At 72.7% G+C, this 23,879-nt stretch carries 18 protein-coding genes and 3 pseudogenes; 13 read left to right on the top strand and 8 right to left on the bottom strand.

Features of this window, described 5'->3' with window-relative positions:
- Together V5O46_RS09950 and V5O46_RS09945 are read right to left on the bottom strand one after the other, a co-directional pair.
- Window positions 1-1,596: type I polyketide synthase (locus tag V5O46_RS09950; RefSeq protein ID WP_332884118.1), on the bottom strand; the 1,596-nt coding region annotated here is incomplete at its 3' end.
- A gap of 205 nt (window positions 1,597-1,801) precedes the next feature.
- Complete coding sequence (locus V5O46_RS09945; protein ID WP_108908236.1) at window positions 1,802-3,304, bottom strand: FAD-binding oxidoreductase; 1,503 nt, start codon at window positions 3,302-3,304, stop codon at window positions 1,802-1,804.
- Window positions 3,305-3,410: 106 nt separating this feature from the next.
- On the opposite strand from V5O46_RS09945, the gene V5O46_RS09940 reads away from it, so the two are divergent.
- Window positions 3,411-4,073, top strand: a complete 663-nt coding sequence (locus V5O46_RS09940) for a 4'-phosphopantetheinyl transferase family protein (protein WP_332884117.1) — start codon at window positions 3,411-3,413, stop codon at window positions 4,071-4,073.
- A gap of 660 nt (window positions 4,074-4,733) precedes the next feature.
- On the opposite strand, the pseudogene V5O46_RS09935 reads toward V5O46_RS09940, so the two are convergent.
- Window positions 4,734-5,125, bottom strand: a pseudogene (locus tag V5O46_RS09935) (hypothetical protein).
- On the opposite strand from V5O46_RS09935, the pseudogene V5O46_RS09930 reads away from it, so the two are divergent.
- From V5O46_RS09930 to V5O46_RS09910, 5 genes and pseudogenes are all read left to right on the top strand, one after another.
- Window positions 5,024-5,254: pseudogene (locus V5O46_RS09930) on the top strand (hypothetical protein); the annotation flags it as partial. The pseudogenes V5O46_RS09935 and V5O46_RS09930 overlap by 102 nt on opposite strands.
- A gap of 32 nt (window positions 5,255-5,286) precedes the next feature.
- Window positions 5,287-6,411 (top strand): family 78 glycoside hydrolase catalytic domain, encoded by a 1,125-nt coding sequence (locus tag V5O46_RS09925; protein WP_332884116.1) that lies wholly within the window; start codon window positions 5,287-5,289, stop codon window positions 6,409-6,411.
- A 203-nt stretch (window positions 6,412-6,614) separates the two neighbouring features.
- Window positions 6,615-7,214 carry an alpha-L-rhamnosidase C-terminal domain-containing protein gene (locus V5O46_RS09920; protein ID WP_332884115.1) on the top strand — a complete coding sequence of 200 codons (600 nt, stop codon included), beginning with the start codon at window positions 6,615-6,617 and terminating at the stop codon, window positions 7,212-7,214.
- Window positions 7,215-8,184: 970 nt separating this feature from the next.
- The gene (gene panD / locus V5O46_RS09915) at window positions 8,185-8,604 is read left to right on the top strand and encodes an aspartate 1-decarboxylase (RefSeq protein ID WP_332884114.1); all 420 of its coding nucleotides are present in this window, start codon (window positions 8,185-8,187) and stop codon (window positions 8,602-8,604) included.
- A gap of 26 nt (window positions 8,605-8,630) precedes the next feature.
- Window positions 8,631-9,284, top strand: a complete 654-nt coding sequence (locus V5O46_RS09910; RefSeq protein WP_332884113.1) for an aspartate/glutamate racemase family protein — start codon at window positions 8,631-8,633, stop codon at window positions 9,282-9,284.
- A gap of 678 nt (window positions 9,285-9,962) precedes the next feature.
- Here the strand turns inward: V5O46_RS09910 and gndA are convergent.
- On the bottom strand, window positions 9,963-11,402 hold the full coding sequence (gene gndA, locus V5O46_RS09905; protein WP_332884112.1) for an NADP-dependent phosphogluconate dehydrogenase: 1,440 nt from the start codon (window positions 11,400-11,402) through the stop codon (window positions 9,963-9,965).
- 348 nt (window positions 11,403-11,750) lie between these two features.
- On the opposite strand from gndA, the gene V5O46_RS09900 reads away from it, so the two are divergent.
- Window positions 11,751-12,965: a transglycosylase family protein gene (locus V5O46_RS09900; protein WP_332884111.1), complete on the top strand. Its 1,215-nt coding sequence runs from the start codon at window positions 11,751-11,753 to the stop codon at window positions 12,963-12,965.
- On the opposite strand, the gene V5O46_RS09895 is transcribed toward V5O46_RS09900, so the two are convergent.
- Window positions 12,955-14,076 (bottom strand): DMT family transporter, encoded by a 1,122-nt coding sequence (locus tag V5O46_RS09895; protein WP_332884110.1) that lies wholly within the window; start codon window positions 14,074-14,076, stop codon window positions 12,955-12,957. The genes V5O46_RS09900 and V5O46_RS09895 overlap by 11 nt on opposite strands.
- Before the next feature lie 364 nt (window positions 14,077-14,440).
- On the opposite strand from V5O46_RS09895, the pseudogene V5O46_RS09890 reads away from it, so the two are divergent.
- The 3 genes and pseudogenes from V5O46_RS09890 to V5O46_RS09880 all read left to right on the top strand — a co-directional run.
- A pseudogene (locus V5O46_RS09890) lies at window positions 14,441-14,973 on the top strand (sugar phosphate nucleotidyltransferase); the annotation flags it as partial.
- Window positions 14,974-15,316: 343 nt separating this feature from the next.
- Window positions 15,317-16,657: a wax ester/triacylglycerol synthase family O-acyltransferase gene (locus V5O46_RS09885; RefSeq protein WP_332884109.1), complete on the top strand. Its 1,341-nt coding sequence runs from the start codon at window positions 15,317-15,319 to the stop codon at window positions 16,655-16,657.
- Window positions 16,658-16,960: 303 nt separating this feature from the next.
- Window positions 16,961-18,448 (top strand): SDR family NAD(P)-dependent oxidoreductase, encoded by a 1,488-nt coding sequence (locus V5O46_RS09880; protein WP_332884108.1) that lies wholly within the window; start codon window positions 16,961-16,963, stop codon window positions 18,446-18,448.
- Window positions 18,449-18,653: 205 nt separating this feature from the next.
- Here the strand turns inward: V5O46_RS09880 and V5O46_RS09875 are convergent, their stop codons facing one another.
- On the bottom strand, window positions 18,654-19,103 hold the full coding sequence (locus V5O46_RS09875) for a hypothetical protein (RefSeq protein ID WP_332884107.1): 450 nt from the start codon (window positions 19,101-19,103) through the stop codon (window positions 18,654-18,656).
- Window positions 19,104-19,575: 472 nt separating this feature from the next.
- Between V5O46_RS09875 and V5O46_RS09870 the strand changes: the two genes are divergently transcribed.
- Window positions 19,576-19,749, top strand: coding sequence for a hypothetical protein (locus tag V5O46_RS09870; protein WP_332884106.1), 174 nt, complete (start codon window positions 19,576-19,578; stop codon window positions 19,747-19,749).
- A 92-nt stretch (window positions 19,750-19,841) separates the two neighbouring features.
- The gene (locus V5O46_RS09865; protein WP_332884105.1) at window positions 19,842-20,324 is read left to right on the top strand and encodes a GNAT family N-acetyltransferase; all 483 of its coding nucleotides are present in this window, start codon (window positions 19,842-19,844) and stop codon (window positions 20,322-20,324) included.
- Window positions 20,325-20,351: 27 nt separating this feature from the next.
- Here V5O46_RS09865 and V5O46_RS09860 read toward each other — a convergent pair whose 3' ends face one another.
- A complete protein-coding gene (locus V5O46_RS09860; protein ID WP_332884104.1) occupies window positions 20,352-21,695 on the bottom strand; it encodes an amidase in 1,344 nt (447 codons plus the stop codon).
- Window positions 21,696-21,970: 275 nt separating this feature from the next.
- Window positions 21,971-22,705 (bottom strand): TetR/AcrR family transcriptional regulator, encoded by a 735-nt coding sequence (locus V5O46_RS09855; protein ID WP_332884103.1) that lies wholly within the window; start codon window positions 22,703-22,705, stop codon window positions 21,971-21,973.
- Window positions 22,706-22,795: 90 nt separating this feature from the next.
- On the opposite strand from V5O46_RS09855, the gene V5O46_RS09850 reads away from it, so the two are divergent.
- On the top strand, window positions 22,796-23,857 hold the full coding sequence (locus V5O46_RS09850) for an amidohydrolase family protein (RefSeq protein WP_332884102.1): 1,062 nt from the start codon (window positions 22,796-22,798) through the stop codon (window positions 23,855-23,857).
- The last annotated feature ends 22 nt before the right edge of the window (window positions 23,858-23,879 follow it).

Below are 23,879 nucleotides of genomic sequence, written 5' to 3'. Positions count from 1 at the left end.
CCGGCTCCGTACGACCCGCGACGCAGGCTCTCCCGCGGCCAGTGCCGCGAGCCCGTTCAGCAGGCTCTCCCGGTCCGATCCGAGGACGACTGCCCGGTTCTCGTGGGCGTCGCGGGAGGTCACCAGGGACTGCGCCACGGCGTCCACACCCAGTTCGGGCCGGTCCGCGACGAACGACCGCAGCCGCTCGGCCTGCGCCCGCAGGGCGTCCTCCCCCCGGCCGGAGAGGACCCACGGCACCACACCGGCCCGACGCTCAGCCCGGCCGCCGTCACGGGTCGCGGGCTCGGCCGCCGGCACCCCTTGCAGGACCAGGTGGCAATTGGTGCCGCCCATCCCGAAGGAGCTGACGCCCGCGAGCGCCGGCCGGGACTCCGGCTCCGGCCAGTCCGTCAGCGACTGCTGCACGCGCAGGTTGAGTTCGTCCAGCGGGATCCGCGGGTTCGGTGTCTCGTAGTGGAGGCTGGCCGGGATCTGGCGCCTATGGAGGGACAGGGCGGTCTTGAGGAGACCGACCATTCCGGCGGCACCCTCCAGGTGTCCCACGTTCGTCTTGGCCGAGCCGACCGTGAGGGGCAGTCGGCGGCCGGGGGCCGTGCCCAGGACGGCGCCCAGGGCCGAGGCCTCGATGGGGTCGCCGAGGGCGGTGCCCGTGCCGTGCAGCTCCACGTAGTGGACGTCCGCCGGGTCGACGCCCGCCCGGTCGTAGGCCAGGCGCAGCACCTCGCTCTGCGCGGCCGTGCTCGGCACCGTGAGTCCGTCCGTGGCGCCGTCGTTGTTGACCGCGCCGCCGCGGATCACGCAGTAGACCGAGTCACCGTCGGCCAGGGCCCGGGCGAGGGGCTTGAGGAGGACGGCCCCGCCGCCCTCACCGCGGACATAGCCGTTGGCGCGGGCGTCGAAGGTGTAGCAGCGGCCGTCCGGCGACAGCCCGCCGAACCGGTCGGCGGCGAGGGCGCTCTCCGGCACGATGTTGAGGTTCACGCCACCCGCCACGGCGAGTTCGCAACCGCCCGAGCGCAGGGCCTCGCAGGCCTGGTGGACGGCGACGAGGCCGGAGGACTGCGCGGTGTCCACGGTGAGACTGGGACCGCGCAGCCCGAGGGTGTACGACACCCGGTTCGCGATGATGGCGCGCTGGGTCCCGGTCAGCGAGTGCTGGGTGACGGCGGACAGTCCCTGCCGGTTCAGCAGCACCGCGTAGTCGTTCGCGATCGCACCGACGAAGACCCCGGTACGGCTGCCGCGCACCTGCCGCAGGGGGATGCTGGCGTCCTCGAAAGCCTCCCAGGAGAGTTCCAGCATGAGCCGCTGCTGGGGGTCCATCATCGAGGCTTCGCGCGGCGATATGCCGAAGAATGCGGGATCGAATGTGTCCACCCGGTCGAGAAAGGCGCCGTGCCGTGCGGCGGGGGGAAGTTCCTCGGCGTTCCACCGGTCCTGCGGCACTTCCCCGATCGCATGCCGCGCGTCGCGGAGCAGCTCCCAGAACGCGCTCTTGTCGGGGGCCTCGGGGAGTCTGCAGGAGAGCCCCACTATGGCGATTGCGTCGTCCGGTATCCCGACCTCGGTGAAGCCGTCGCGGAATTGAGACATGCGACCGTGATCCCCCAGTAAGTGAAATGCATGAGAAACGCCCCCTGCGGCACACGCAAAGGCAATTGCCGACTGTAATCAAACGATCGTTGGCCCCTACACCCCTATCGATCCCCTAGTGACCGCTGAACTCGCGGGCGGGCAGGGGCGGAAGCGCCGAGGGGTACGGGTCCCCGCGCGGGAATCCGTACCCCTCGGTGCCGTCTCAGGCCGGCGGAACCCGCACGGAGAGTGCGTGCCGGAACACGTTCCGCGGATCCCAGCGCGCCTTGACCGCCTGGAGGCGCGGGTAGGCGTCCTTGTAGTACAGCTCGGACCACGGCACCCCGGAGGTGTTCCACTCCTCGTCCGCGAGGTCGACGTCCGGGTAGTTGACGTACGCGCCGTCGGCGGCGCCACCGGGTACCGGTACGCCGCCGGTGTCCGCGTACACGTCCCGGTACAGCTCGCGGATCCACCGCACGTGGACCGGGTCCTGCGCGGGGTCCTCCCAGGTCGTGACGTACACGATCTTGAGGATGGAGTCGCGCTGCGCCACCGCGGTCCGGTCCGCCGGGACGGCGTTGACCTTGCCGCCGTAGGCGATGAGCGCGACGACCCCGGCCGGATTGTCGTAGTCGGTGCTGGTCAGGCGCGTGTACAGGGTGCCGATCTGCCGGTCGTCGAAGCTCCGGCGCGCATACGCCGCCTTGATCTTGGCCCGTCCGGTCATGTCGCCGTCCCCGGCGATCCCGGGCCAGCGCGTCGAGTGCAGCCACGGCAGCCGCCGCGTGTCGCTGTGCGGCTGCACGCCCACACCCTCGGAGACCGCTGCGAGATATGTCTCCAGCCGCTTCTCCGCGTCCGGGCCGGTCGCGTCGAGCTGCGTGGTCATCGCGAGGGCACCGGACTGGCTGCGGGTGAGGGCCAGCACGCTGTAGAGGTCGCACCAGGGGGAGTCGGGGCCGCTGTTCTGCTCGAACCACCTGCCGTGGTTCCGTACGAGCCGCGCGAAGGCCGCTTCGTCCAGCCCCTCCCACGGCCACACCGTCGTGTTGAGCAGCACCTCGGCCGGCGGCCGCGGCAGCAGCCGGCCGGGCTCCGGCGGTACGTCGGCCTCGGCGGTCCGCAGCCAGTACCTGACGACCACGCCGAAGTTCCCGCCGCCGCCCCCGGTGTGCGCCCACCACAGATCATGGTTCGGATCGCTCGGCTCGCGCGTCGCGATCACGGTCCGCGCGTCGCCCGACGCGTCGACCACGACGACCTCGACCGCGTGCAGATAGTCGACGATCGAGCCGTGCATCCGGGACAGCGGGCCGTAGCCCCCACCGAGGATGTGCCCGCCCGCCCCCACATCGGGGCACGCCCCGCCGGGCAGCGTCACGCCCCACACCCGGAACAGCGTCTTGTAGACCGCGCCCAGAGTGGCACCGGCCTCGACGGCGAACGCGCCGCGCTCCTCATCGAATCCGACCGCCGACAGCCGCGACATGTCCATCACCACACGGACGTCTGAATTGGCTACGAAGTCCTCGTAGCAGTGCCCTCCACTGCGCACGGCCACCCGCTTGCCCGACCGCACGGCACGCGAAAGAACCTGCTCGATCTCAGCGGCGGATCCCACCAGATGTATCTCTTCCGGATCGCCGACGAAGCGGAGGTTCTCGCCCCGGCGTAAGTCCTCGTACCTGATATCGCCGGGGGCCACGGAATCGATGTGCTTCATGCTGGTTCTCCTGCCTTCGACACGGAAGTCAAGCTGTACTGTTGCCGTCGGATCCTAATTCACCTGTCACGCAAAGGTTTTGGGGCGCTCCGAAAAGTAGGGACGGTTGGTCGCGGGCCTGATCGCCGGTCTGGTGCCGGCGGGGGTGCGTACTGCGGAGGTGTTCGGTGACGTGGCGGACGTCTCACTGTTCCCGGAGGAAGAGATTGCGATCGCAAGTGCGGTGGACGCGCGGAGGCGGGAGTTCGCCATGGGACGCCACTGCGCCCGTGCGGCACTGTCAGCGCTGGGCCGACCGGCCGTTCCCCTGTCGCCGGACGAGCACGGTGTGCCGTCGTGGCCTGATGGAGTGGTGGGATCCCTGACCCACTGCCATGGTTATCGCGCTGCCGCGGTGGCCGGCCGCGAGGATGTCATGTCGCTCGGCATCGATGCCGAGCCACACCGCCCGCTTCCACAAGGGGTGTTGGAGGCAGTGACGATCGCCCCGGAGCGTGCCGCGCTGGCTGTGCTGGCGGACTCCTACCCTTCGGTGCACTGGGACCGTCTGCTGTTCAGCGCCAAGGAGTCGGTCTTCAAGAGCTGGTTCTCCATGACGGGGGACCGCCTCGGCTTCGACGACGCCGAGGTGGAGTTCGAAGCCGAGATACCGTTCTTCCGCGCCAGGGTCCTGCGCCAGCGGCCCGGCTGGGCCGGCAAGGCGCCCATGGCGGTCGGCGGCCGGTGGCTGGTGTGCCGTGGTCTCGTGCTGGCGGCGGTCTCGCTGTAGCCGGAGGACCTGGGGACGCATCAGCCCCGATGTGCGTCCATGGGCTCAGCCGGTCGGCAGGGTGGGAGGAGGTGGAGTGTCCCGGACGCGGCGCTTGCCGATGCCTGATGGCGTGCTGGGAGAGTCAACACTGGGCCAGTGTGAGTCCTGAAACACTCTGGGACATCTGACCGCAGATGCGAATCGTTGTAGGCTCCGGAGGCCGCCCTTTACCTGCAGGAAGCAGACGGGGGCCAGCCCCACCAGCCTCGATCCCTCCCTGGAATCCCTGCGGCAGTGATGGGAGGAAGGCGAGCACATCGCGCCGTCCTGCACCAAGAGATCGTCGCCAAGGGCTACCAGCGGGTCAAGATGGCAAGGCTGGGAATTCTCGGTCGGCGCGACGGCACGTGACGAACCGGCTGGCATGTCCGTCGCTTCCATGGCGTCTCCAGGAGCAGCAGTCCGTCCAGTTCCGGGAGATCGTCTCAGTGGGCCTGATCAGGAAGGGCCGGGGTTGACGCCTCCGGCCCCTTTGCGCGCGCTGTAGAAGCATGGGTGCGCCGAGCGGCGGCACTTCTTGGGGGCCGAGCTGTAGTTCCGGCCATTGACAAGGCCACGTCGGTCAGGAAGTCCGGAGTTCGGCTGGGACACGCCGGTGTGGTCAGACCTTCTCGGCGGTCACGCGCCGGTGGTCGGTGGTCGGTGGTCGGTGGTGAGTATCGTAATGTCCTCGACGTCGGACGTCAGGGATGGTGACCCGGCCCGGTTGGGCGAGGGCGGTGGCGCAGAGCATGGCGTCGATGGCGTACTTGTGGCCGTGGAGGCCGGCCGTGCGCAGCAGGGCGGCGGACTGGGCGAGGGCCTGGGTAACGGGCTCGACGCGCAGCCGGGACAGCGTCCACTTGAGCGGCGTCGTTGATCCGGGGGTGGCGTTCGATGTGGTCCGGCATCTGCGCCGCGGCCCGAACGTGATCGCGGTGCTGGTCTCCTATTACGGCCGGGCCACGTCGTGGTGGCAGTTGGCGCCGCCCGAGGGCGGCATCAACGGTGACGCCTGTCTCGTACTCGATGCGCGGTGGGACGGAGCCTGCGACCTTTCCAGCGACGTCTCGTGGCGCGTGCACCGCTCCACCGCGTGGAGCATGCTGGGCTCCTTCGGCGTCCCCTGCGAGGTGCTGGACGCCCGAGCGTTGCCAACCGGCTGGACCGGCCCTGGCCTTGACGACAGCGGTTGGCCGACCGCAACCATCTTGAAGGCCAGGCACTGGGGCGGGCTCGGGCGCAGTCGGCCACCGGTCAGTCCGTACGGGGGAAGCTGCTCCCCCGGCCGATCGTGCTCGGCGGCCCGACCGTACGGCCGACGGCGGTCCTGGACGCCCGAGTCCGGCCGAAGCCGCACTGGGCGAGCCCGCATCCGGCGGCCCGCGTGGTGCAGTATCTTGAGGACCCGGGTACGTCGGTCCGTGCCGGTCTGCCACTGTCCGCCTCGATCGACCGCGACCAGAGGCTCGACGCCATTCTCGACTTCGGCGCGCTGACCACGGGTTTCGTGGAACTGACCGTCGACGCCTCGCCCGGCACCGTCCTCGAGCTCGGCCACCGCGAGGAGCCCAAACGCGTCGGTGTCACAGAGACCACCTCCGACTACGAGGCCGGCGCCCGCTACATCTGCTCGGGCGGCCGGGCGACCTACTCCGCCCTGGAACCGGCCGGCCTGCGCTACCTCCACCTGACGGCGCACGCCCCCGACGGCGCTGAGGTGACCCTGGTGGACGCGGCCGTTCACGAGCACGTGTACCCGCAGTCGGGCGGGGCCCACTTCACCAGCGGTGACCAGGAGCTGGACCGCATCTACCGCGCGGGTGTCCGCACCGTTCAGCTCAACTCCACCGACGCGTACACCGATTGCCCGAGCCGCGAACAGCGCGCCTGGACCGGTGATCGAGTCGCCCACCAGATGGTGCATCTGGCGATGAAAGACGACTGGCGGCTGGCGGAGCACTACGTCGAGCTGGCTAACTCGCCGCGTCCGGACGGCATCCTGCCGCTGAGCGTGGCCGGTGACTTTGAGCAGTTCGGCGGGTTCACCATCCCCGACTGGTCACTGCACTGGGTCCACGGCGTGCACAACCTCTACCGCTACACCGGCGACCGCACCCGCCTCGCCCCATGTCTGCCGACCGTGGAGCGGGTGCTGCGCTGGTACGAGCTCCACCTCGACGAGCACGGGACGCTGAGCGACCTGCCGGAGTGGAATCTGGTGGACTGGTCGAGCGCCTTCACCACCGCCCGCACCTCCATAGTGTCCGCGCTGTGTGCCCGTGGCCTCGCCGAGTACGCGGACCTGTGCGACTGAGTCGGCAACGCCGGGTCGGCGGCCCGGGAACGGCACGCGGGTGTGGCGGTCTCGTTCGAGGATTTCTGGGATCCGCGCCGGGGCTTGTACGTCGACCACATCGTCGACGGAAAGCGCCGGCGGCCACCTCGCAGGCCGCGAACGCCGCCGCGATCGTCGCGGGCCCCGCGCCGCGTGAGCGGTGGCGGGCGATCGCGGCGGCGATGATCGACCGCTCTGCCGTCGTCACCCGCTCCTGGATCGGCGGCGACGGCGGCTACGACATCCAGAAGGAGGAGGACCAGCGGCGCGGCATCCAGCGCATCGACTGGGACGTCGACCACGAGATCGTACGTGCCCAGCCCTTCTTCAGCTACGTCGCGCACGACGCCGTGGCCCGCGCGGGCCACGGCATCCGGTTCGTCGACCTGGTCCGCGACTGGTCAGTGTTCCTGCGTGAGGGCTACGACACCTTCGGCGAGTGCTGGGGTTGGGGCACGCCCGTGCACGGTTGGTCCAGCACTCCGTCCCGCGACCTGATCGTGCACGTGCTGGGCATCTCGCCGGATCTGCCCGGGTTCGAGCGGGTGCGGATCGCCCCGCGGCCGGGCCCACTGGGCGAGGTGGCCGGCGTGGCGCCGACTCCGTACGGACTGGTTGAGGTCGAGATCTCCGGCGAGCAGGCTGTGGTGTCCAGTCCGGTCCCGGTCCACTTCGTCGACCCCACCGGCCGGAGCCACCGCGTGGCCGCCGGGAAACACCGGGTGCCGATGCGTCGCGCGCAGACCCTGACCGAACGCACCCCGGGGAACCCGTGTGCTTGACCACGGCGTGCTTCCCCAACCGATCGGAAGTCGCGGTGGCGCAGACAAATCACGGGCCGTGGAGCGTGCTCGGCGACTCGCATCCCGCCGATCCAACGGGAACGTCCTTCCGGTCCAGACCAGCTCGGTGTTCCGGCATCCGGGCAAGGAGGACTTGTAATCGCCCTCCCAGAGCCAAGCCGTGTGCGTCACGCTTCGACCGGCGTCGTCAGCACGGCCCGGACAGCCTTGCCGCCCGGCGGGTGGGGGACGCAGTCCCAGTGGTCGGCGAGGGCGGCAAGAAGCGCCAGGCCACGGTCCCCGGTCTGGAGTCGTCGGGTTCGGTGTTTGCTAGGAGGGGGGCGCGGGTGGAGGTCCAAGCAGGCGTTCTGACGTTGATGCGGAGGCGGTGGGCGGTCGGGTTGAGGTCGCCGTGAGCCGGAAGCAGTGACCGTGCACGCGGCCGTGCAGGACGGCGGTGGCAGCCAGCCCCACGACGATGAGTTCGGCACTTCATGGACGAGTTGGAGGCCGATGGGCCACGGAAAACATGTGAACATCATTCGCGCTCCCAACCGTTGTCCTCCGACACGGTGATGCGCCTTGGGCATGACGTAGAGGGGAAATGACGAGGAAGTGTTCGATCGTGTGGTGGGGAAGCGTGCTGGTCGGCTCTCCCGTCCCGCTCTCGCACTCGCCTGCGAGCCGTGATCCGATTACCCCCGAGCAGGCTCAATGCCGCCGACTTGCCTGATGAGACGTCAGGTAGGTCAGCACCCACTCAGCATCAGTCCCGAACGGTTCCTCGCGCGTGCGCCTGGTCGGTGGCTTCGCGACACCTGGCTGGCGCAGAAATGCGCAGGCGGGAGACCTGGTCACAACAACGCACGATTTTCCTGGAGGTCTTCGAGTCGAAGACATGTCGATGTACAGTGAGGGACGCCCCTGACCTGCAGAAAGCTGGCGGGGAGCCGTCTTCTAGGAGTCCAAAGTGCTGCGAACTTTGATCAAGTCCAAGATCCACCGCGCCACCGTCACCCAGGCCGACCTGCACTACGTGGGATCGGTGACCATCGACGCCGACCTGCTGGACGCCGCCGATCTGCTGCCCGGTGAGCTGGTGCACATTGTCGACATCACCAACGGTGCCCGGCTGGAGACGTATGTGATCGAGGGCGAGCGGGGTTCCGGCGTGATCGGGATCAACGGGGCCGCAGCCCATCTCGTGCACCCCGGCGATCTGGTGATCATCATCAGCTATGCCCAGGTCAGCGACGCCGAGGCGCGGGCGCTGGAGCCGCGGGTCGTGCACGTGGACCGGGACAACCGCATCGTCGCCCTGGGTGCCGATCCCTCCGAGCCGGTGCCAGGCTCGGATCAGCGGCGCAGCCCGCAGTCCGTGGCCGGCTGACGGTGCCGGCCGGGGCCGTCTCGCGGGTGCTCGCTCTGCTGCACACGTCGCCCGTGCATGTCCCGGTCTTCGACGCCCTGCGCGACGCCCACCACCCCGGCCTGGAGCTGCGCCACCACGTAGAGGCGGGTCTGCTCGACCGGGCCCGGCGCGACGGGCCTCAGGCCGTGACCGACGCGGTCCGGGCGGCGCTGCGACGGGCGGTCGGCGACGGGGCGCGGGCCGTGCTGTGCACCTGCTCCACCCTCGGCGCCGTCGCGGAGGAGGCGGCCGGTGCCGCCGGGGTGCCGGTGCTGCGGGTCGACCGGCCGATGGCCGCCGCCGCGGTCGCCGCCGCCCCGACGTCCGCCGGGGGCCGGGTCGTCGTTCTCGCCGCGCTGGAGAGCACCCTCGCGCCGACGGCCGGTCTTCTCGCCGAGGAGGCGCGGCGTGCCGGTCGGCTCGTCGATGTGCGGACCCGGCTGGTCGAAGGCGCCTGGGAGCGGTTCGGGGCCGGCGACACCGACGGGTATCTGCGACGGGTGGCCGCAGCCGCCGACGCGGTCGAGAGGGCCGACGTGATCGTTCTGGCGCAGGCCTCCATGGCCCGGGCGCGGGAGCTGGCGGCCACCGACGTCCCGGTGCTGTCCAGCCCACGGCCGGGCCTGGCGGCGGGGGCGGCGGCGGTGTCGGCCGCATAGTGCCGTGACAGTGCCGTGCGGCGGGTTCCGGGTGCGGCCCCCAGGGGCCCCGGGCGTCACTTCACGGGACGCCTGTCCGCAGGTGGTCCTTCTGGTCCGTGTGGTCCTTCTGGTCCGTCTGATCCGGGTGGTCCGTCTGGTCCACCCGGGCCCGCGGCCCGTCATGCGGGCGGGTGAGTGGGGGCAGGACGGTCGGGTAGGCGGGGGAGTAGTCCAGAGCCGACGTCGCCCGACTGGCCGGAGGACACGTGCCATGACCGACCCCTACCCGGACCCCGTCCCGCCGGGACCCACGCCGGGCCCGGACCCCCAGCACCCCGAGCCGCACCCGGTCCCGCCGCCGGAGCCGCCGCCCGCCCCGGAACCGACGCCACCCTCCCCGCCCGGCCCGCAGCCGACGCCCCCGCCGCCTCCCGGACCGGGCCCGGAACCCACCCCTCCGCCGCCTCCCGGACCGGGCCCGGAACCGACACCTCCGCAGCCTCCGCCGCCCCCGGGGCCGGTCCCGCAACCGCCCCCGCAGCCGGGCCCGCCCGAGCCGTCCCCCTCCCCGATCCCCCCGGGCCCGGAGCCCGTACCGAACCCGGAACCCGGGCCGCCGCTGACCTGAGCGGTGCGAGAGCGGTGTGAGAGCGGTGCACCGGGTCCCGGTGGGACGGCGCGGGCCCGGGCCGACGGCTACGCCGGGACCTCCGACCGGTCCCCGCCCCACAGGGTGTGGTACGAGCCCTCCCGGTCCGTCCGCCGGTAGGTGTGCGCCCCGAAGTAGTCCCGCTGGCCCTGCGTCAGCGCGGCGGGGAGCCGCTCGGCGCGCAGCGCGTCGTAGTAGGCGAGCGCGGCGGCGAAGCCCGGCGTCGGCACGCCCTGCCGGACCGCCGCGGCCAGCACCTCGCGCCAGTCGTCCTGCGCGGCGGCGATCTCCCGGGCGAAGGCCTCGTCGGCCAGCAGGCTCGGCAGCTCCGGCCGGGCGTCGTACGCGGCGCGGATCCGGTCCAGGAAGGCCGCGCGGATGATGCAGCCGCCCCGCCAGATCGAGGCCACCGCGCCCGGGTCGATGTCCCAGCCGTACTCCTCACCGCCCGCCGCGATCTCGTGGAAGCCCTGGGTGTACGACACGATCTTCGACGCGTACAGCGCCTGCTCCACCCGGTCGGCGAACGCCGCGGCCTCCGCCTCGCCCAGCGGCGCGGCCTGCGGGCCGGCCAGCCCGCGCGAGGCCTCCCGCAGCGCCATGTGCCCGGACAGCGAGCGGGCGAACACGGCCTCCGCGATACCGGACACGGGGACGCCCAGGTCGAGAGCGATCTGTACGGTCCAGCGACCGGTGCCCTTCTGCTCCGCCCGGTCCTGCACGACGTCCACGAACGGCTTCCCCGTCGCCGCGTCCACATGCGCCAGGACCTCGGCCGTGATCTCGATCAGGTACGAGTCGAGGCGGCCGGTGTTCCAGGTCCGGAAGATCTCCGCGATCCGGGCGGGGGAGTACCCGGCGACGTCCCGGAGCAACTGGTACGCCTCGCCGATCAGCTGCATGTCGGCGTACTCGATGCCGTTGTGCACCATCTTCACGAAGTGCCCCGCGCCGTCGGGACCGACGTGGGTCACGCAGGGCGCGCCGTCCGACGCCTTCGCGGAGATCTTCTCCAGCATCGGGCCGAGCGAGTCGTACGACTCCGTCGATCCGCCCGGCATGATGCTCGGGCCGTTGAGCGCGCCCTCCTCGCCGCCGGAGATGCCGGTGCCGACGAAGTGGATGCCCCGTTCGCGCAGTTCGCGCTCCCGGCGCCGGGTGTCCGCGAAGTGCGCGTTGCCGCCGTCGATGATCATGTCGCCGGGCTCGAGCAGCGGCGCGAACTCCTCGATCACCGCATCCGTCGGCCCGCCGGCCTTCACCATGATCACCAGCCGCCGGGGCCGCTCCAGCGCCGCCACGAACTCCTTGGCGGTCTCGGCCGTGACGAAGTCGCCCTCACCGCCGAACTCCTCCACCAGCGCGTGCGTGCGCGACGCCGTCCGGTTGTGCACCGCGACCGTGTAGCCGTTGCGGGCGAAGTTGCGGGCCAGATTGCGGCCCATGACCGCGAGACCCGTGACGCCGATCTGCGCTGTAGTGCTCATTGCGTTGGCTCCTAGGGGACGTGGTGGTGTATGTGCGGCCGGCCGGTGAGCGTGGTGCCGGTCGTGCCCGCCGGTACCGCTTCCCGGTCATCCTGACGCGCCGGTACGCCGACCGCACATCATGGTCCGGCGGGCCCGGCACGGGCCCCGGTACCACTCCAGTACGCACGGACGCGCCCGGCGGCTCAGCGGCAACCGGGCGGATCGCCCCCGCCGGCCTGCGGTTCCGGCCAATGACCGCCGATTCCCGGCCACTTGGCGTGACCACGGGGCCGGTTGCCGTCTTGTCATGGCTCGTTCCCGGCGCTTACTTTTGCCCCTCCTGACGCGTTGTCGAGGGAGTAGGTCATGGCCGCACGCGGCCGGCACCGCCGGTACCAGCCGAACAGGATCAACCGCGCCTCACTCACCGTCACCGCGGGCGGTGCCGGCATGGCGCTCCCGCTCGTCGGCACCGGCACCGCCCACGCGGCCGGCACCGACACCTGGGACCGGGTCGCCGAGTGCGAGTCCACCGGTGACTGGGACATCAACACCGGCAACGGCTACTACGGCGGCCTGCAGTTCGCCCAGTCCACCTGGGAGGAGTTCGGCGGCACGCAGTACGCGCCACGGGCCGACCTGGCCACCAGGGACCAGCAGATCGCCGTCGCGGAGAAGGTGCTCGACGGACAGGGCCCCGGCGCCTGGCCGGTGTGCTCGGTACGCGCGGGACTGACCCGGGGCGGCGCCGCACCCGCTGTCCGGCCCTCCGGCCCGCCCGCCCCGTCCACCGACGGCAGCGGGCGGCGGACCGGCGCCGGCCAGGACCCCGCCACCGCCGCCGACGTCCGCCCCCAGACCACTCCGCAGTCCCGGGCCGGAAAGGCCCGGATGTACACGGTGGTCACCGGTGACACGCTGTCCGGCATCGCGGACGGCGAGCGGGTGAAGGGTGGCTGGCAGCGGCTCTACGAGACCAACCGCGCCACCGTCGGCGCCGACCCCGACCTGATCCTCCCGGGCCAGCGGCTCCGGCTGGACGGCGGGGCCGCCGCAGCCCCGCGTACGACGCCCCCGCCGGCGGGCAAGGAGGACCGCGGGGCCGAGCACCGCGGCGCCGAGGAGACCCGCAGCACCGAGGAGACGCGTCCCGCACGGGACAAGGCGCCCACCGGGCGCGCCCTCGTGGCCCCCGTCGACGCCACGACCGGCACGCCGTACCACCAGGCCGGCTCCGCCTGGTCGAAGGGCTATCACACCGGCGTCGACTTCCCCGTGCCCACCGGCACCTCCGTGCGGTCGGTCGCAGCGGGGCGGGTCGTCGGCGCCGGCTGGGCGGGCTCCTTCGGGTACCAGGTGGTGGTCCGGCACACGGACGGCCGCTACAGCCAGTACGCCCATCTCTCCGCGATCTCCGTGCGCGACGGGCAGAGCGTGGGCGCCGGTCAGCGCATCGGCCGCGCCGGCTCCACGGGCAACAGCACGGGCCCGCATCTGCACTTCGAGGTGCGGACGGGGCCCGGGTTCGGCACGGACGTCGACCCGGTGGCCTACCTCAGGGCCGGTGGCGTCAGGATCTGACCCGTACCCGGTGCGGGTCCAGCAGCAGCAACGGGACGTACGGGCCGCCGTAGAACGGGCCGTAGCCGTGGGCCACCAGCGGCTCGGGCGAGGCCGGCACGGCGAGCGCCCCGGTCCCGGTCCCCGCGATCTCCGCGGGCAGCGCATCCGCGGCCCGCGGCTCGGGCACGCCGGACAGCGGTACCTGACCGGCGGGCACCTTCCGGCCGGGCGCCGCGACCGCCTCCGCACCGGCCGGCACCTCCGGCGACGGCGCGGCCGAGGGCACGTCCCCGCGCTCGCTCCGGGCGATCCGCTCCGTCGTCAGCAGGATCAGGCCGCCCGCCGCCACCACCCCGCAGCTCAGTGCGAGCACCGTCCCGGTGGCGCCGTAGCGGAACGTCTCGCCGAACATGGTGATGCCGACCGCCGCCGCCACCACCGGGTTCACCACCGTCAGCGTGGCCAGCGGGGCGGCGAGGCCGGCGCCGCGGTAGGCGGCCTGGGACAGCAGCACCCCCGCCGAGGCCAGCACACCGATCACCGCGAGGGTGGGCAGACCGACGGCCGACAGCCCGCCGGTCCAGTCGACCGCGACCGTCTTGGTGAACACCGACGACATGCCGAAGGCGACGCCGGACGCGGTCGCCAGCAGCATGCTGCGCACCGCCGGGAGGCGGTGCGCGGCCCGCGCGGCGATCATCAGCGACACCACCGCACCGGCTGTGACGGCGGCCAGCGCCACCCGCTCCGCCCCGCCCAGCGACTGCGTCTCGGCCGCCCCGACCAGGGACAGCAGTCCGGCGAGTCCGACCGTCGCCATGATCGCGCCCCGCCAGGCGGTTGCCCCGGCCCTGCGGCCCACGAACAGTGCCGCCATGGGCAGGGCGAAGACGATGGTGAGCGCGCCCAGCGGCTGCACCAGGCTGAGCGGGCCGTATGCGAGGGCGGCCACGTGCAGCAGGCCGCCGAGGCCGTTCAGCGCCACCGCCGCCCACCACCGAGGCTGCCGCAGCGGGGCGTACTGGGCGCCGGGCGCGGAGACCGCGACGCGCTCCTGCACGATCGCTCCGCCCGCATAGGCCACGGCGGAGACCAGCGACAGCAGCACGGACACGGCGAGGGCGCTCATCGGCGGCTCCTCTGCGGGATGCGGGCACGGGACGTGGTCCGCCCGGCCCGGCGCGGCGAACGGTCGGCTCTCATGACCAACACTGTGCCCTGCCGGGTTCTTCCCGTCGTCGTCCCAGAGCATTCAATGCGTCCTACTGCCGATGGAGTACGAGGGCGGCCCGGTCATCCCCAGGGTGGGCGGAACCCGGTCACGGACCCTGACCGGACCCGGGCCGCGGCCCGGCCGGCCCGAGCGGGCCCCGCTGCCCCTCGGTCCCCGCGCCCTGCAGGAGGCCCCCACGACCGCGCAGGTCCCGCGTACTTCCCCGGGCGCCCGTCTGGGCGACCATGAGGGAACCAGCCGCCGACGGGGGAGGATCCGGATGCGTGTGGGACTGCCGACCCGGGAGTACCCTCCGGACGTGTACGGCGGCGCGGGCGTCCACGTGGAGTTCCCGGCCCGCGAACTCGCCCCGCTGGTCGACCTGGACGTGCACTGCCGGGGCGAGGCCACCGCGGCGGACCGCGGGCCCGGGTGCACCGCCACCGCTCCTGGACCGCGCTCGCCGACCACGTCTACCGCATGGACCCGCGGCAGATGCTCGCCCGGCACGTCGAATCCGGCGCGGGCGTCACCGTGGCGGGCATCCGGGTGCCGCGCACCGAGTCGTCGTCGTTCGGTGTGATCACCCCGGGCGCGGACGACCGGACCGTGGAGCACTTCCTGGAGATGCCCGCCGACCCTCCCGGCCTGCCCGGCGACCCGGGACGCGTGTACGCGTCGACGGGCGACTGCCTGTTCACCACCAAGGTGCTGACCGAGGCGCTGCACGCGGACGCCGTGGACGAGAACTCGGTGCACGACATGGGCGGTTCGAACCTGCCCCGGCTCACCGCACGGGGCGAGGCCGCACTGCGATCGGCGTCGACCCCGAGCGGGACGCGGAGCTCCGCACCGTCTCCCGGGGCGGCGTCATCGCCCTCGGCAAGGGGCAGCGGGTGCCGTGACCATCGCCCGGACGGGTTCCGGACGGATGGACGACGCACGGTCGGAGGACGGCCGTCCGGGTGGGGGACGAAACCCTCCGGGACCCGCCCCACCTGCGGTGACGACCACATGCGCCCCATGAGTCCCAGCCCTCTCGCCGGGACGGGACTTAATCTGGTGTTAACTGTACGTAGCCTGATCGTACTTGACCGTAATCGACGAAGGGCGATGGAATGCTGGTCCAACCCGTTCGTCGACGCGAGGCACGCCCTTGACTTCCGATCTGCTCGCACCTCTCGACCTGGCGTTCTGGAACATCGAATCCCCCGAGCACCCCATGCACCTCGGCGCGCTCGGCGTGTTCGAGGCCCGCTCGCCCACCGCCGGCGCCCACGCCGCGGACCTGCTCGCCGCCCGCGCGGCCGGCGTGCCCGGACTGCGGATGCGGATCCGCGACGTGTGGCACCCCCCGCTCGCCCTGCGCCGCCCGTTCTCCTTCGGCGGCGCGACCCGCGAGCCCGACCCCGGCTTCGACCCGCTCGACCACGTCCGGCTGCACGCCCCCACCGGCGACTTCCAGGCGGCGGCGGGCCGGCTCATGCAGCGCCCGCTGCAGCGCACCCGGCCGCCGTGGGAGGCGCATGTGCTGCCGGGTGAGGACGGGGCGTCCTTCGCCGTGCTGTTCAAGTTCCACCATGCCCTGGCGGACGGGCTGCGGGCGCTCACCCTCGCCGCGGGCGTCCTCGACCCCGTCGACCTGCCCGCGCGCCGGCCCCGGCCCGAGGAGCCCCGGCACGCCCGCCTCCCCGATGTGCGCAGGCTGCCCGAGGTGCTGCGCGGCGCGCTGTCCGACGCCGGGCGGGCCCTCGACATCGGTGCCTCCGCCGCCCTGTCCGGCCTCGACGTGCGTTCCTCGACCGCGCTCACCGCCGTGCCCTCCGGCACTCGCCGTACCGCCGGCGTGGTCCTCGACCTCGACGACGTCCACCGCATCCGCAAGGCCGAGGGCGGCACCGTCAACGACGTGCTGATCGCGGTCGTCGCCGGGGCCCTGCGCCGCTGGCTCGACGAGCGAGGTGACGGCAGCGAGGGTGTGGCGCCCCGGGCCCTGATCCCGGTCTCCAAGCGCCGGCCGCGCGGGGCCCAGCCGCCCGGCAACCGGCTCTCCGGCTATCTGATACGGCTCCCGGTCGGTGACCCGGACCCGCTCGCCCGGCTCGGCGCGGTGCGCACGGCCATGGACCGCAACAAGGACGCCGGACCCGGCCGCGGCGCGGGTGCCGTCGCACTGCTGGCCGACCACGTCCCCGCGCTCGGCCACCGGCTCGGTGGACCGCTGGTCGGCGGGGCGGCGCGGCTCTGGTTCGACATCCTGGTCACCAGCGTGCCGCTGCCCGGCATCGGCCTGCGGCTCGGCGGCAACCCGCTGACCGAGGTCTACCCGTTCGCCCCGCTGGCCCGCGGGCACTCCCTGGCGGTCGCCGTCTCGACCTACCGCGGGCGGGTCCACTTCGGGCTGGTCGCCGACGGCCGGGCGGTGCCGGACCTGGACCGTCTCGCCGGTGCCGTGTCCGAGGAGGTGGCGGCGCTGATCACCGTCTGCGACCCCTGACCTGGTGCCGGGCGACCCCTGACCCGGTGCCGGGCGGCCTCTGATCCGGGCGTCTGCGGCCGTTGGCCTGGTGCCGGCGGCCCCTGATCCGGGCGTCTGCGGCCCTTGGCCCGGCGTCTGCGGCCCCTGGCCCGGCCGTCCGCGACCTTGCTCCGGCCGTGCGCGGCCCCGGATCGTGCCGCCGCCGGCGGTCGCCGATCCGGTCGGTTTGGCGGCCGGACCCGGCGCTCGCGTAAAATCCGGCGTTCGAAAGCGGGCGCGAGTCGGAGCGCCGCGACGGGCGACCAGGGAACGGCAGCGGCGATGACGGTGACACAGCACGGCTCGGCGACCACGGACGAGGAGGTGACCGGGTCCGCGTACGGACCCGGCATCGACCCGGAGCGCCTCGCCGTCTGCCTCAGTGTGCTCCAGGAACTCGACGAGCTGGACGTCGACCACCCCGACGCGGTTCTGGTGCGCCGGGCCACCTCGCACATCTACCGGACGGTGAAGCAGCGCCGCCGCCAGGAGCGCCGGGCCGCCAAGACCGCTCACGACAAGGCGGTCACCGAGGCCACCGCCACCGGCTCCGCGCAACGCATCGACGACGAGACCGAGGGCATCCTGCCCTCCTCCCGCACCGAGGCCGGCGCCCTCGCGGGCATACTCCGGCGCCCCCGCTCCTGCTACGTCTGCAAGCAGCGGTACGTCGAGGTCGACTACTTCTACCACCAGCTCTGCCGGAGCTGCGCCGCCGAGAACCGGGCCCGCCGCGACGCCCGCGCGGACCTCACCGGCAAGCGCGCGCTGCTCACCGGCGGGCGCGCCAAGATCGGTATGTACATCGCGCTGCGGCTGCTGCGCGACGGCGCCCACACCACGATCACGACGCGCTTCCCGGGCGACGCGATCCGACGCTTCAAGGCTCAGCCCGACAGTGCCGAGTGGATCCACCGACTGAAGATCGTCGGCATCGACCTGCGTGATCCCGCGCAGGTCCTCGCGCTCGCCGACTCGGTCGCCGCCGAGGGCCCGCTGGACATCCTGATCAACAACGCCGCCCAGACGGTACGGCGCTCCCCGCAGGCCTACAGCGAACTGGTCGCCGCCGAGTCCGGCCCGCTGCCGGCCGGTGAGCTGCCCGCCGCGGAGGTGATCGGTACCTTCGGCTCGGGCGCCGTCGCCGAGCTGCCCGTCGCCGGCGGTGGCGCGCTCACCGCACAGGACGTCACCGATCTCGCGCTGGTCTCCGGCTCGGCGTCCCTGGAGCGCATCGCGGCCGGCACCGCCATCGACGCCGGCGGGCTGGTGCCGGACCTGCACGACACCAACAGCTGGATCCAGTCCGTCGAGCAGGTCACGCCGGTCGAGCTGCTGGAGGTGCAACTCTGCAACTCCACCGCGCCCTTCATCCTGATCAGCCGGCTGCGCCCGGCGATGGCGGCCGCGGCGGCCCGGCGCACGTACATCGTGAACGTCTCCGCCATGGAGGGCGTCTTCAGCCGCGGCTACAAGGGCGCCGGGCACCCGCACACCAACATGGCCAAGGCCGCCCTGAACATGCTCACGCGCACCAGCGCCCAGGAGATGTTCGACAAGGACCACATCCTGATGACGGCCGTCGACACCGGCTGGATCACCGACGAGCGCCCGCACCCCGACAAGATCCGCCTCGCCGAGGCCGGCTTCCACGCCCCGCTCGACCTGGTCGACGGCGCGGCCCGGGTCTACGACCCGATCGTCCGCGGCGAGGCGGGCGAGGACCTGTACGGCGTCTTCCTGAAGGACTACGCGCCCGGGAAGTGGTGACGGCGGGTCAACGGCGGTGACCCGCCGGCCCGTTCCGGCCGCGCCGTCCCTGTGCTCGCGCACAGCGCCCGGCGGGCCGGAGCGCCCGGTCACGTGTCCTTCGTGGTCCGGTCCCGTGCCGGACCTCCCGCGGTCCCGTCGCCCCGCCGGAGGCACCGCGCGGCCTCCCCGGCCGCGGGCACTCCCGGCGCCGTACCGCCCGCGGTCAGTCCACGGCCCCCAGCCTGGAGTGCCGGGACGCCAGCAGCTCCAGTATCGTCCGCCAGTCCTCCAGGACCCCGGCGTCGAAGACGGCGGTGCCGCCCTCGTCCCGTGCCTCGCGAAGACGGAGCAGATCGTCGTCGGCCGGGGCGTCCGCGCGGGCGTGGCGGCGCAGCAGACCGGCGACGCGGTCCCCGAGCAGCGGGCCGACCGCATCCGCGGCCCGGTCGGCGCCGTCGGCCGCCTCGCCCGGCCACAGCAGCCGGCCCACGGGATGCACCAGGCCGGCCACCTGCAGCTCCTTGTCGGCGGGGCGGGCGCGGCGCAGCAGCGCGGCCGTCCGCAGCGCGTGCTCGTACAGATCGACCGGCCCGCCGCCGAGCCCGGCCGGGTGCCGCGAGCCCCGGCAGGCGTACAGCAGGTCCATCAGCTCCTCGACGCTGCGCAGCTCCATCCGTCGGTCCTCCCGCGAGACAGCCGTTGCGGACCGTCAGCAGACCATGACGAGCTTGCGCGGCGGCCAACGGCACTTGAACTGCGCAACCACCACCCGGGCGGCCTCCGCGAACAGGGGCGGCGCTGTCGGCCGAACGGGTGACCCCTACCGGGACATCACGGGATGGACGGGGGCAGAATAAGCCCAACTGCGCGCTGAATGACGCGCGATGGTTACCGGGAGTTTTCAGCCCCATAGAGCGGACCCCCGCTCATTTGGTTAATCTGGAGCGGACGGGCAGCAGTACGGGTCCTACCCACACCCACCGGCCCGTCATGGGACGAGCCGGGGCACAGCGGCCTGCTCTCAGTGGAGTTACCGGCGCCACCGCGTCCGAACTGCTCTTGACCGAGACCCGAGCGGGCGTCAGGCACCGGACGGCAGACTGACCGGCGACGCCCGAGGGTGACCGACACATAAGGAGTGCGCGGTGACACCGGAGAAGACCAATCGCGATCAGGACCCCGAGGAACGCCCGGAGGGCGCGCCCCGCCGGCCCGGGGAGATCGGCAGCCTGGACGTGTGGGCCCGGTCCGCCCCGATCCGCCTGGCAGGGTACGAGGACGACCTCGCCGAGCCGCACATCCTGCCCAGCGTGGACTGACGCGCCGACGCCGGTCCGACGGCTCCCGCCGGCCCCCGCCGCCGGACCGGCCCGGATATCGCCGACAGCATGGGCGTGCCAGACTCACGCCCATGCTGATCAGGGAAGCCACTGCGGACGACTGGCCGGCCATCTGGCCGTTCTGGCATCGCATCGTCGCCGCCGGCGAGACCTACGCCTGGGACCCGCACACCACCGAGGAGCAGGCCCGCGCCCTGTGGACGGGCCCCGGCAAGCGGGTCCTCGTCGCCGAGGACGACACGGGCACGGTCGTCGCCTCCGCCTACGTCACCCCCAACTACGGTGGCCCCGCCGCCCGGATCGCCAACGCCGCCTTCATGGTCGACCCCGACCACGCGGGCCGCGGTGCCGGCCGCGCCCTCGCCGAGCACGTGCTCGCCGCGGCCCGGGCCGACGGATACCGGGGCATGGTCTTCAACGCCGTCGTCGAGACCAACCCCGCGGTGAAGCTGTGGACCTCACTCGGCTTCACCGTCCTCGGCACCGTGCCGGAGGCCTACGAGCATCCGCGGCACGGGCCGGTGGGGCTGCACATCATGTACCGGGCGCTGTGAACGGCGAGCGGCCCGCGGCGGCGGCTCCTACTCCAGCGGGGCCGTCCGCCGCCACGGCCGCAGGGTCTCGAGCTGCTCCGCCAGCCCCATCAGCTCCGCCTCCGAGCCCGGCAGGCCCACCAGTTGCACGGCGCAGGGGGCGCCCGACGGCAGGGTGCCGAACGGCACCGACATGGCCGGCCAGCCGGTCAGGTTCCACGGCGGGGTGAACGGCGAGTACGCCGTGTTGGCGGCGACATTGCGCAGCCAGCCGCGCTCGTGCCAGGGCGCGGACTGCGGGGAGCGCCGCGCCAGGGCCGGGGTGAGCAGCACGTCGTACTCGGCGAAGAACGGCTCCAGCCGCTCGCGCAGCCGCTGACGCCCGCGGCCGGCGACCGCGGCGCGGGTGAAGCGTCGCCCCACGGCCGCGTGTACCCGCGTACGCCGTGCCAGCAGCCGCGGATCCAGACCCCGTGCGTCCACCGACGTGCCCGCCGTCCACTGCACGAGCGAGGTCAGGCCGAGCGCGACCGGGTAGGGCGGGTCGGCCCGCCGCACCTGGTGGCCCGCCTTCATCAGCACCCCGGCCGCCTCACGCGCGGCGGCCGCGTACGGCCGCCCGACCGTGACCCCGGCGACCGGGCTGCGCAGCGAGACGGCGATCCGGTGGGTGACGGCCGTCTCGGGTCGGGGCAGGGCACCGTCGGCGAGGACCGTGAGCATCAGCCGGGCGTCCTCGACCGTGGTGGCCAGCGGCCCGTTCTCCGCCATGCCGAACCAGTCGCCCTCGCCGATCCCGGCCGGCACCACACCGCGGCCCGGCTTCAGGGTGACCAGGCCGCAGTTGGCCGCCGGGATGCGCAACGAGCCCATGCCGTCGTTGCCGAGCGCGAGGGGCACCAGTCCGGCGGCGACCGCAGCTGCGCTGCCGCCCGAGGAGCCGCCCGCCGTCCGCGTCGGGTCCCACGGGTTGCGCGAGGTGCCGTGCACGCCCTCGGTGGTGCCGAACACACACAGCTCCGGCACGTTGGTCAGACCGACGACGACCGCGCCCGCCGCCCGCAGCCGGGCCACGGTGACGTGGTCGGCGTCGGCCGGGGTCTCCGGGGTCGCGGCGGAGCCGATGCGGCAGGTCTCGCCGTGCACCGCCAGATTGTCCTTGACCGCCACCGGCACACCGGCCAGCGGCAGTTCGGCCAGGTCTCCGCGGGCCCCCACGGCGTCGGCCTCGGCCAGTGCCGCCTCGGCCCGCACCGTACGGAAGGCGCCGACCCGGCCGTCGAGCCGCTCGATCCGGTCGAGGTGTTCGGCGACCACCTCCCGCGGTGTGGCCCGCTTCTCGCGAACGGCGGCGGCGATCTCGACGGCGGTCCGGCCGGCCCAGTGGGTCACGGAAGGCTCCTCGGGGTGCGATACGGCTGGCTACTGGTGAGTACGCAGACAGCACTGTGCCCGGGGAAGCGGGTCCGGGCAAGGTGATCTCAAGAGCCGCCAGGGGATCGACTTGAAGCATCGAGCCTGACGACCGATCAGCCCATGGAAAGGGCGTGTCGGGGCCTCGCAGTCCTCGCCGCCGTAGGAACCGTGCACCCACCGGACAGCCGACGCTGCGTCGGCCACTCCTCATGCGGATCCTCACCCCGGCGAGGGCACGAGCCGCCGACGCCTCAACCGCCGGCGGCGAGGCGGCCCAGCCACTCCGTCAGCAGATGCTGCTCCGCGCTGCTGAGGGTCGTCTGTTCGGGCAGCGCTGCGCGCAGGGCGCGGGCGGCGCCCGCCGGGCCCTCCTCCTGCACGGACGGCTGCTGAGTGGTCACGGCGGTGATCATGGACTCCCGCAGCGTGGTCAACAGGGCCGGGTCGCGCCGGTCCTCCGGCAGGGACAGCCAGGTGAGCACTGCGCCGCGCGCCGTGGCATGGATGATCTGGGCCGCGAGTTCCTCGTCGACGCGGAGCCGGCCGCCGGCGGCGAGGCGCCGAATACGGCCCCTCAGGATCTCCATGCCGGCCTTGAAGGCGGCCGAGGCGGCCCTCGTGGGCTCGCTGTACATCAGTGTGTACAGCGCGGGATTGGCCAGGCCGAACTCGACCGCGGCATCCCAGCCGGCTCCCAGGTCCTCGACGGGGTCCCGCGGGTCGGGGTCGACGTGCTTGGTGGCCAGGAACGCGGCGAAGCCGTGCTCGGCCACCGCGTCGAGCAGCCCGTCCTTGTCGCCGAAGAGCCGGTAGATGGCCGGCGCCTGCAGGCCCGCAGCTTCGGCGACCGCGCGGGTGGTGACCGCGTCGCGACCCCCTCGCGTCAGCAGGTCGACGGCGGCCTCGACGACCCGCTGCCGGGCCTGTTCGCGACCGACGGCCGCAGCGTCGGAAGCGCTGCGCCCGCCAGGTGGACTCCATGACATGGATCAACGGTACCGCGTCGATGGTTCCGTCGTTAGTATCACTGATACGCTCTTGATGATTCCATTGGAAACAAAGCAAAGGGGCATCGTATGACCGACCGGCTGCGGATCACTGCACTGGAAGAGCACGTCGCCCTGCCCGCGATCATGGAGGCGTGGTCGCGGGCAGGCGTGCCGGAGCTGCCGAACCTGGGGTTCGGCGACAGTCCCGTCGCCCGGCGACTGCGCGACACCGCGGAGACGAGGCTTGCGCACATGGACGACCAGGGGGTCGACGTGGCGGTGCTGTCGATCTCGTCACCGGGCGTGCAGAACCTGCCGGACCCGGACGCGGTCGCCGTGGCCCGTGACACCAACGACCAGCTCGCGGCGGTCGTGGCCGGCAACCCCGACCGGTTCCAGGCGCTTGCGGCGATCCCGACCCAGTCGCCGTCGGCCGCGGCCGCGGAGCTGGAGCGGGCGGTCACCGAGCTCTGCTTCCCGGGCGCCATGCTCTACGGGCGCACCGGATCCAAGCTCGCCGACGACCCCGGGTACGACGAGCTGTACGCCGCTGCGGAGCGGCTGCAGGTCCCCCTCCACTTCCACCCGCAGATGCCTGTCCAGGCGGTGATGGACGCCTACTACTCCGGCATCGGCCCCATCGGGACCGCGCTGGCAGGGCCCGCCATCGGCTGGTACTACGACCTGGGCGTGCAGTACCTGCGGATGATCTTCTCCGGTGTCTTCGACCGGTACCCCGATCTCCAGGTGATCGCCGGCCACTGGGGAGAGGTCGTGCTCTTCTATCTCGACCACACCGGATTCTTCGCCGACGCCGGTGGCCTGGCTCGCCCGCTCGCCGACTACTTCAAGCAGAACTTCTGGGTCGCCGGCAGCGGCACCGTCAGCCCCCGCTACCTCCGCTGGACCGCCGAAGTGGTGGGGACCGAGAGGATGCTGTACTCCACCGACTACCCCTTCACCTACGGGTTCCGCCCCGGCGGTTTCCCCTTCGTGGACACCAGCGCGGGCGTCGCCCGGTCCTTCCTGGAGGACGCCCCCTTCACCGACGACCAGAAGGCCGGCATCGCGCACCGCAATTGGGAACACCTCACGTCCCGCGCCGCAAACCGCACCCGGCGACCTCGGCAAGGCGTGTCCCGCGCCTGACCAGACCCTGCCCGCACGAGGG

This window comes from Streptomyces poriticola (genome assembly GCF_036689765.1).
Taxonomy (GTDB): Bacteria; Actinomycetota; Actinomycetes; order Streptomycetales; family Streptomycetaceae; genus Streptomyces; species Streptomyces poriticola.
Note: the sequence above shows the minus strand (reverse complement) of the source record. Positions and strands in the feature narration are given on the sequence as shown.

Coding starts and splice junctions, on each gene's coding strand:
- V5O46_RS09945 (WP_108908236.1), bottom strand. CDS start 3,304: ATGAAGCACATCGATTCCGTGGCCCCCGGCGATATCAGGTACGAGGAC.
- V5O46_RS09920 (WP_332884115.1), top strand. CDS start 6,615: ATGATCGACCGCTCTGCCGTCGTCACCCGCTCCTGGATCGGCGGCGAC.
- gndA (WP_332884112.1), bottom strand. CDS start 11,402: ATGAGCACTACAGCGCAGATCGGCGTCACGGGTCTCGCGGTCATGGGC.
- V5O46_RS09900 (WP_332884111.1), top strand. CDS start 11,751: ATGGCCGCACGCGGCCGGCACCGCCGGTACCAGCCGAACAGGATCAAC.
- V5O46_RS09895 (WP_332884110.1), bottom strand. CDS start 14,076: ATGAGCGCCCTCGCCGTGTCCGTGCTGCTGTCGCTGGTCTCCGCCGTG.
- V5O46_RS09880 (WP_332884108.1), top strand. CDS start 16,961: ATGACGGTGACACAGCACGGCTCGGCGACCACGGACGAGGAGGTGACC.
- V5O46_RS09875 (WP_332884107.1), bottom strand. CDS start 19,103: ATGGAGCTGCGCAGCGTCGAGGAGCTGATGGACCTGCTGTACGCCTGC.
- V5O46_RS09865 (WP_332884105.1), top strand. CDS start 19,842: ATGCTGATCAGGGAAGCCACTGCGGACGACTGGCCGGCCATCTGGCCG.
- V5O46_RS09855 (WP_332884103.1), bottom strand. CDS start 22,705: ATGTCATGGAGTCCACCTGGCGGGCGCAGCGCTTCCGACGCTGCGGCC.
- V5O46_RS09850 (WP_332884102.1), top strand. CDS start 22,796: ATGACCGACCGGCTGCGGATCACTGCACTGGAAGAGCACGTCGCCCTG.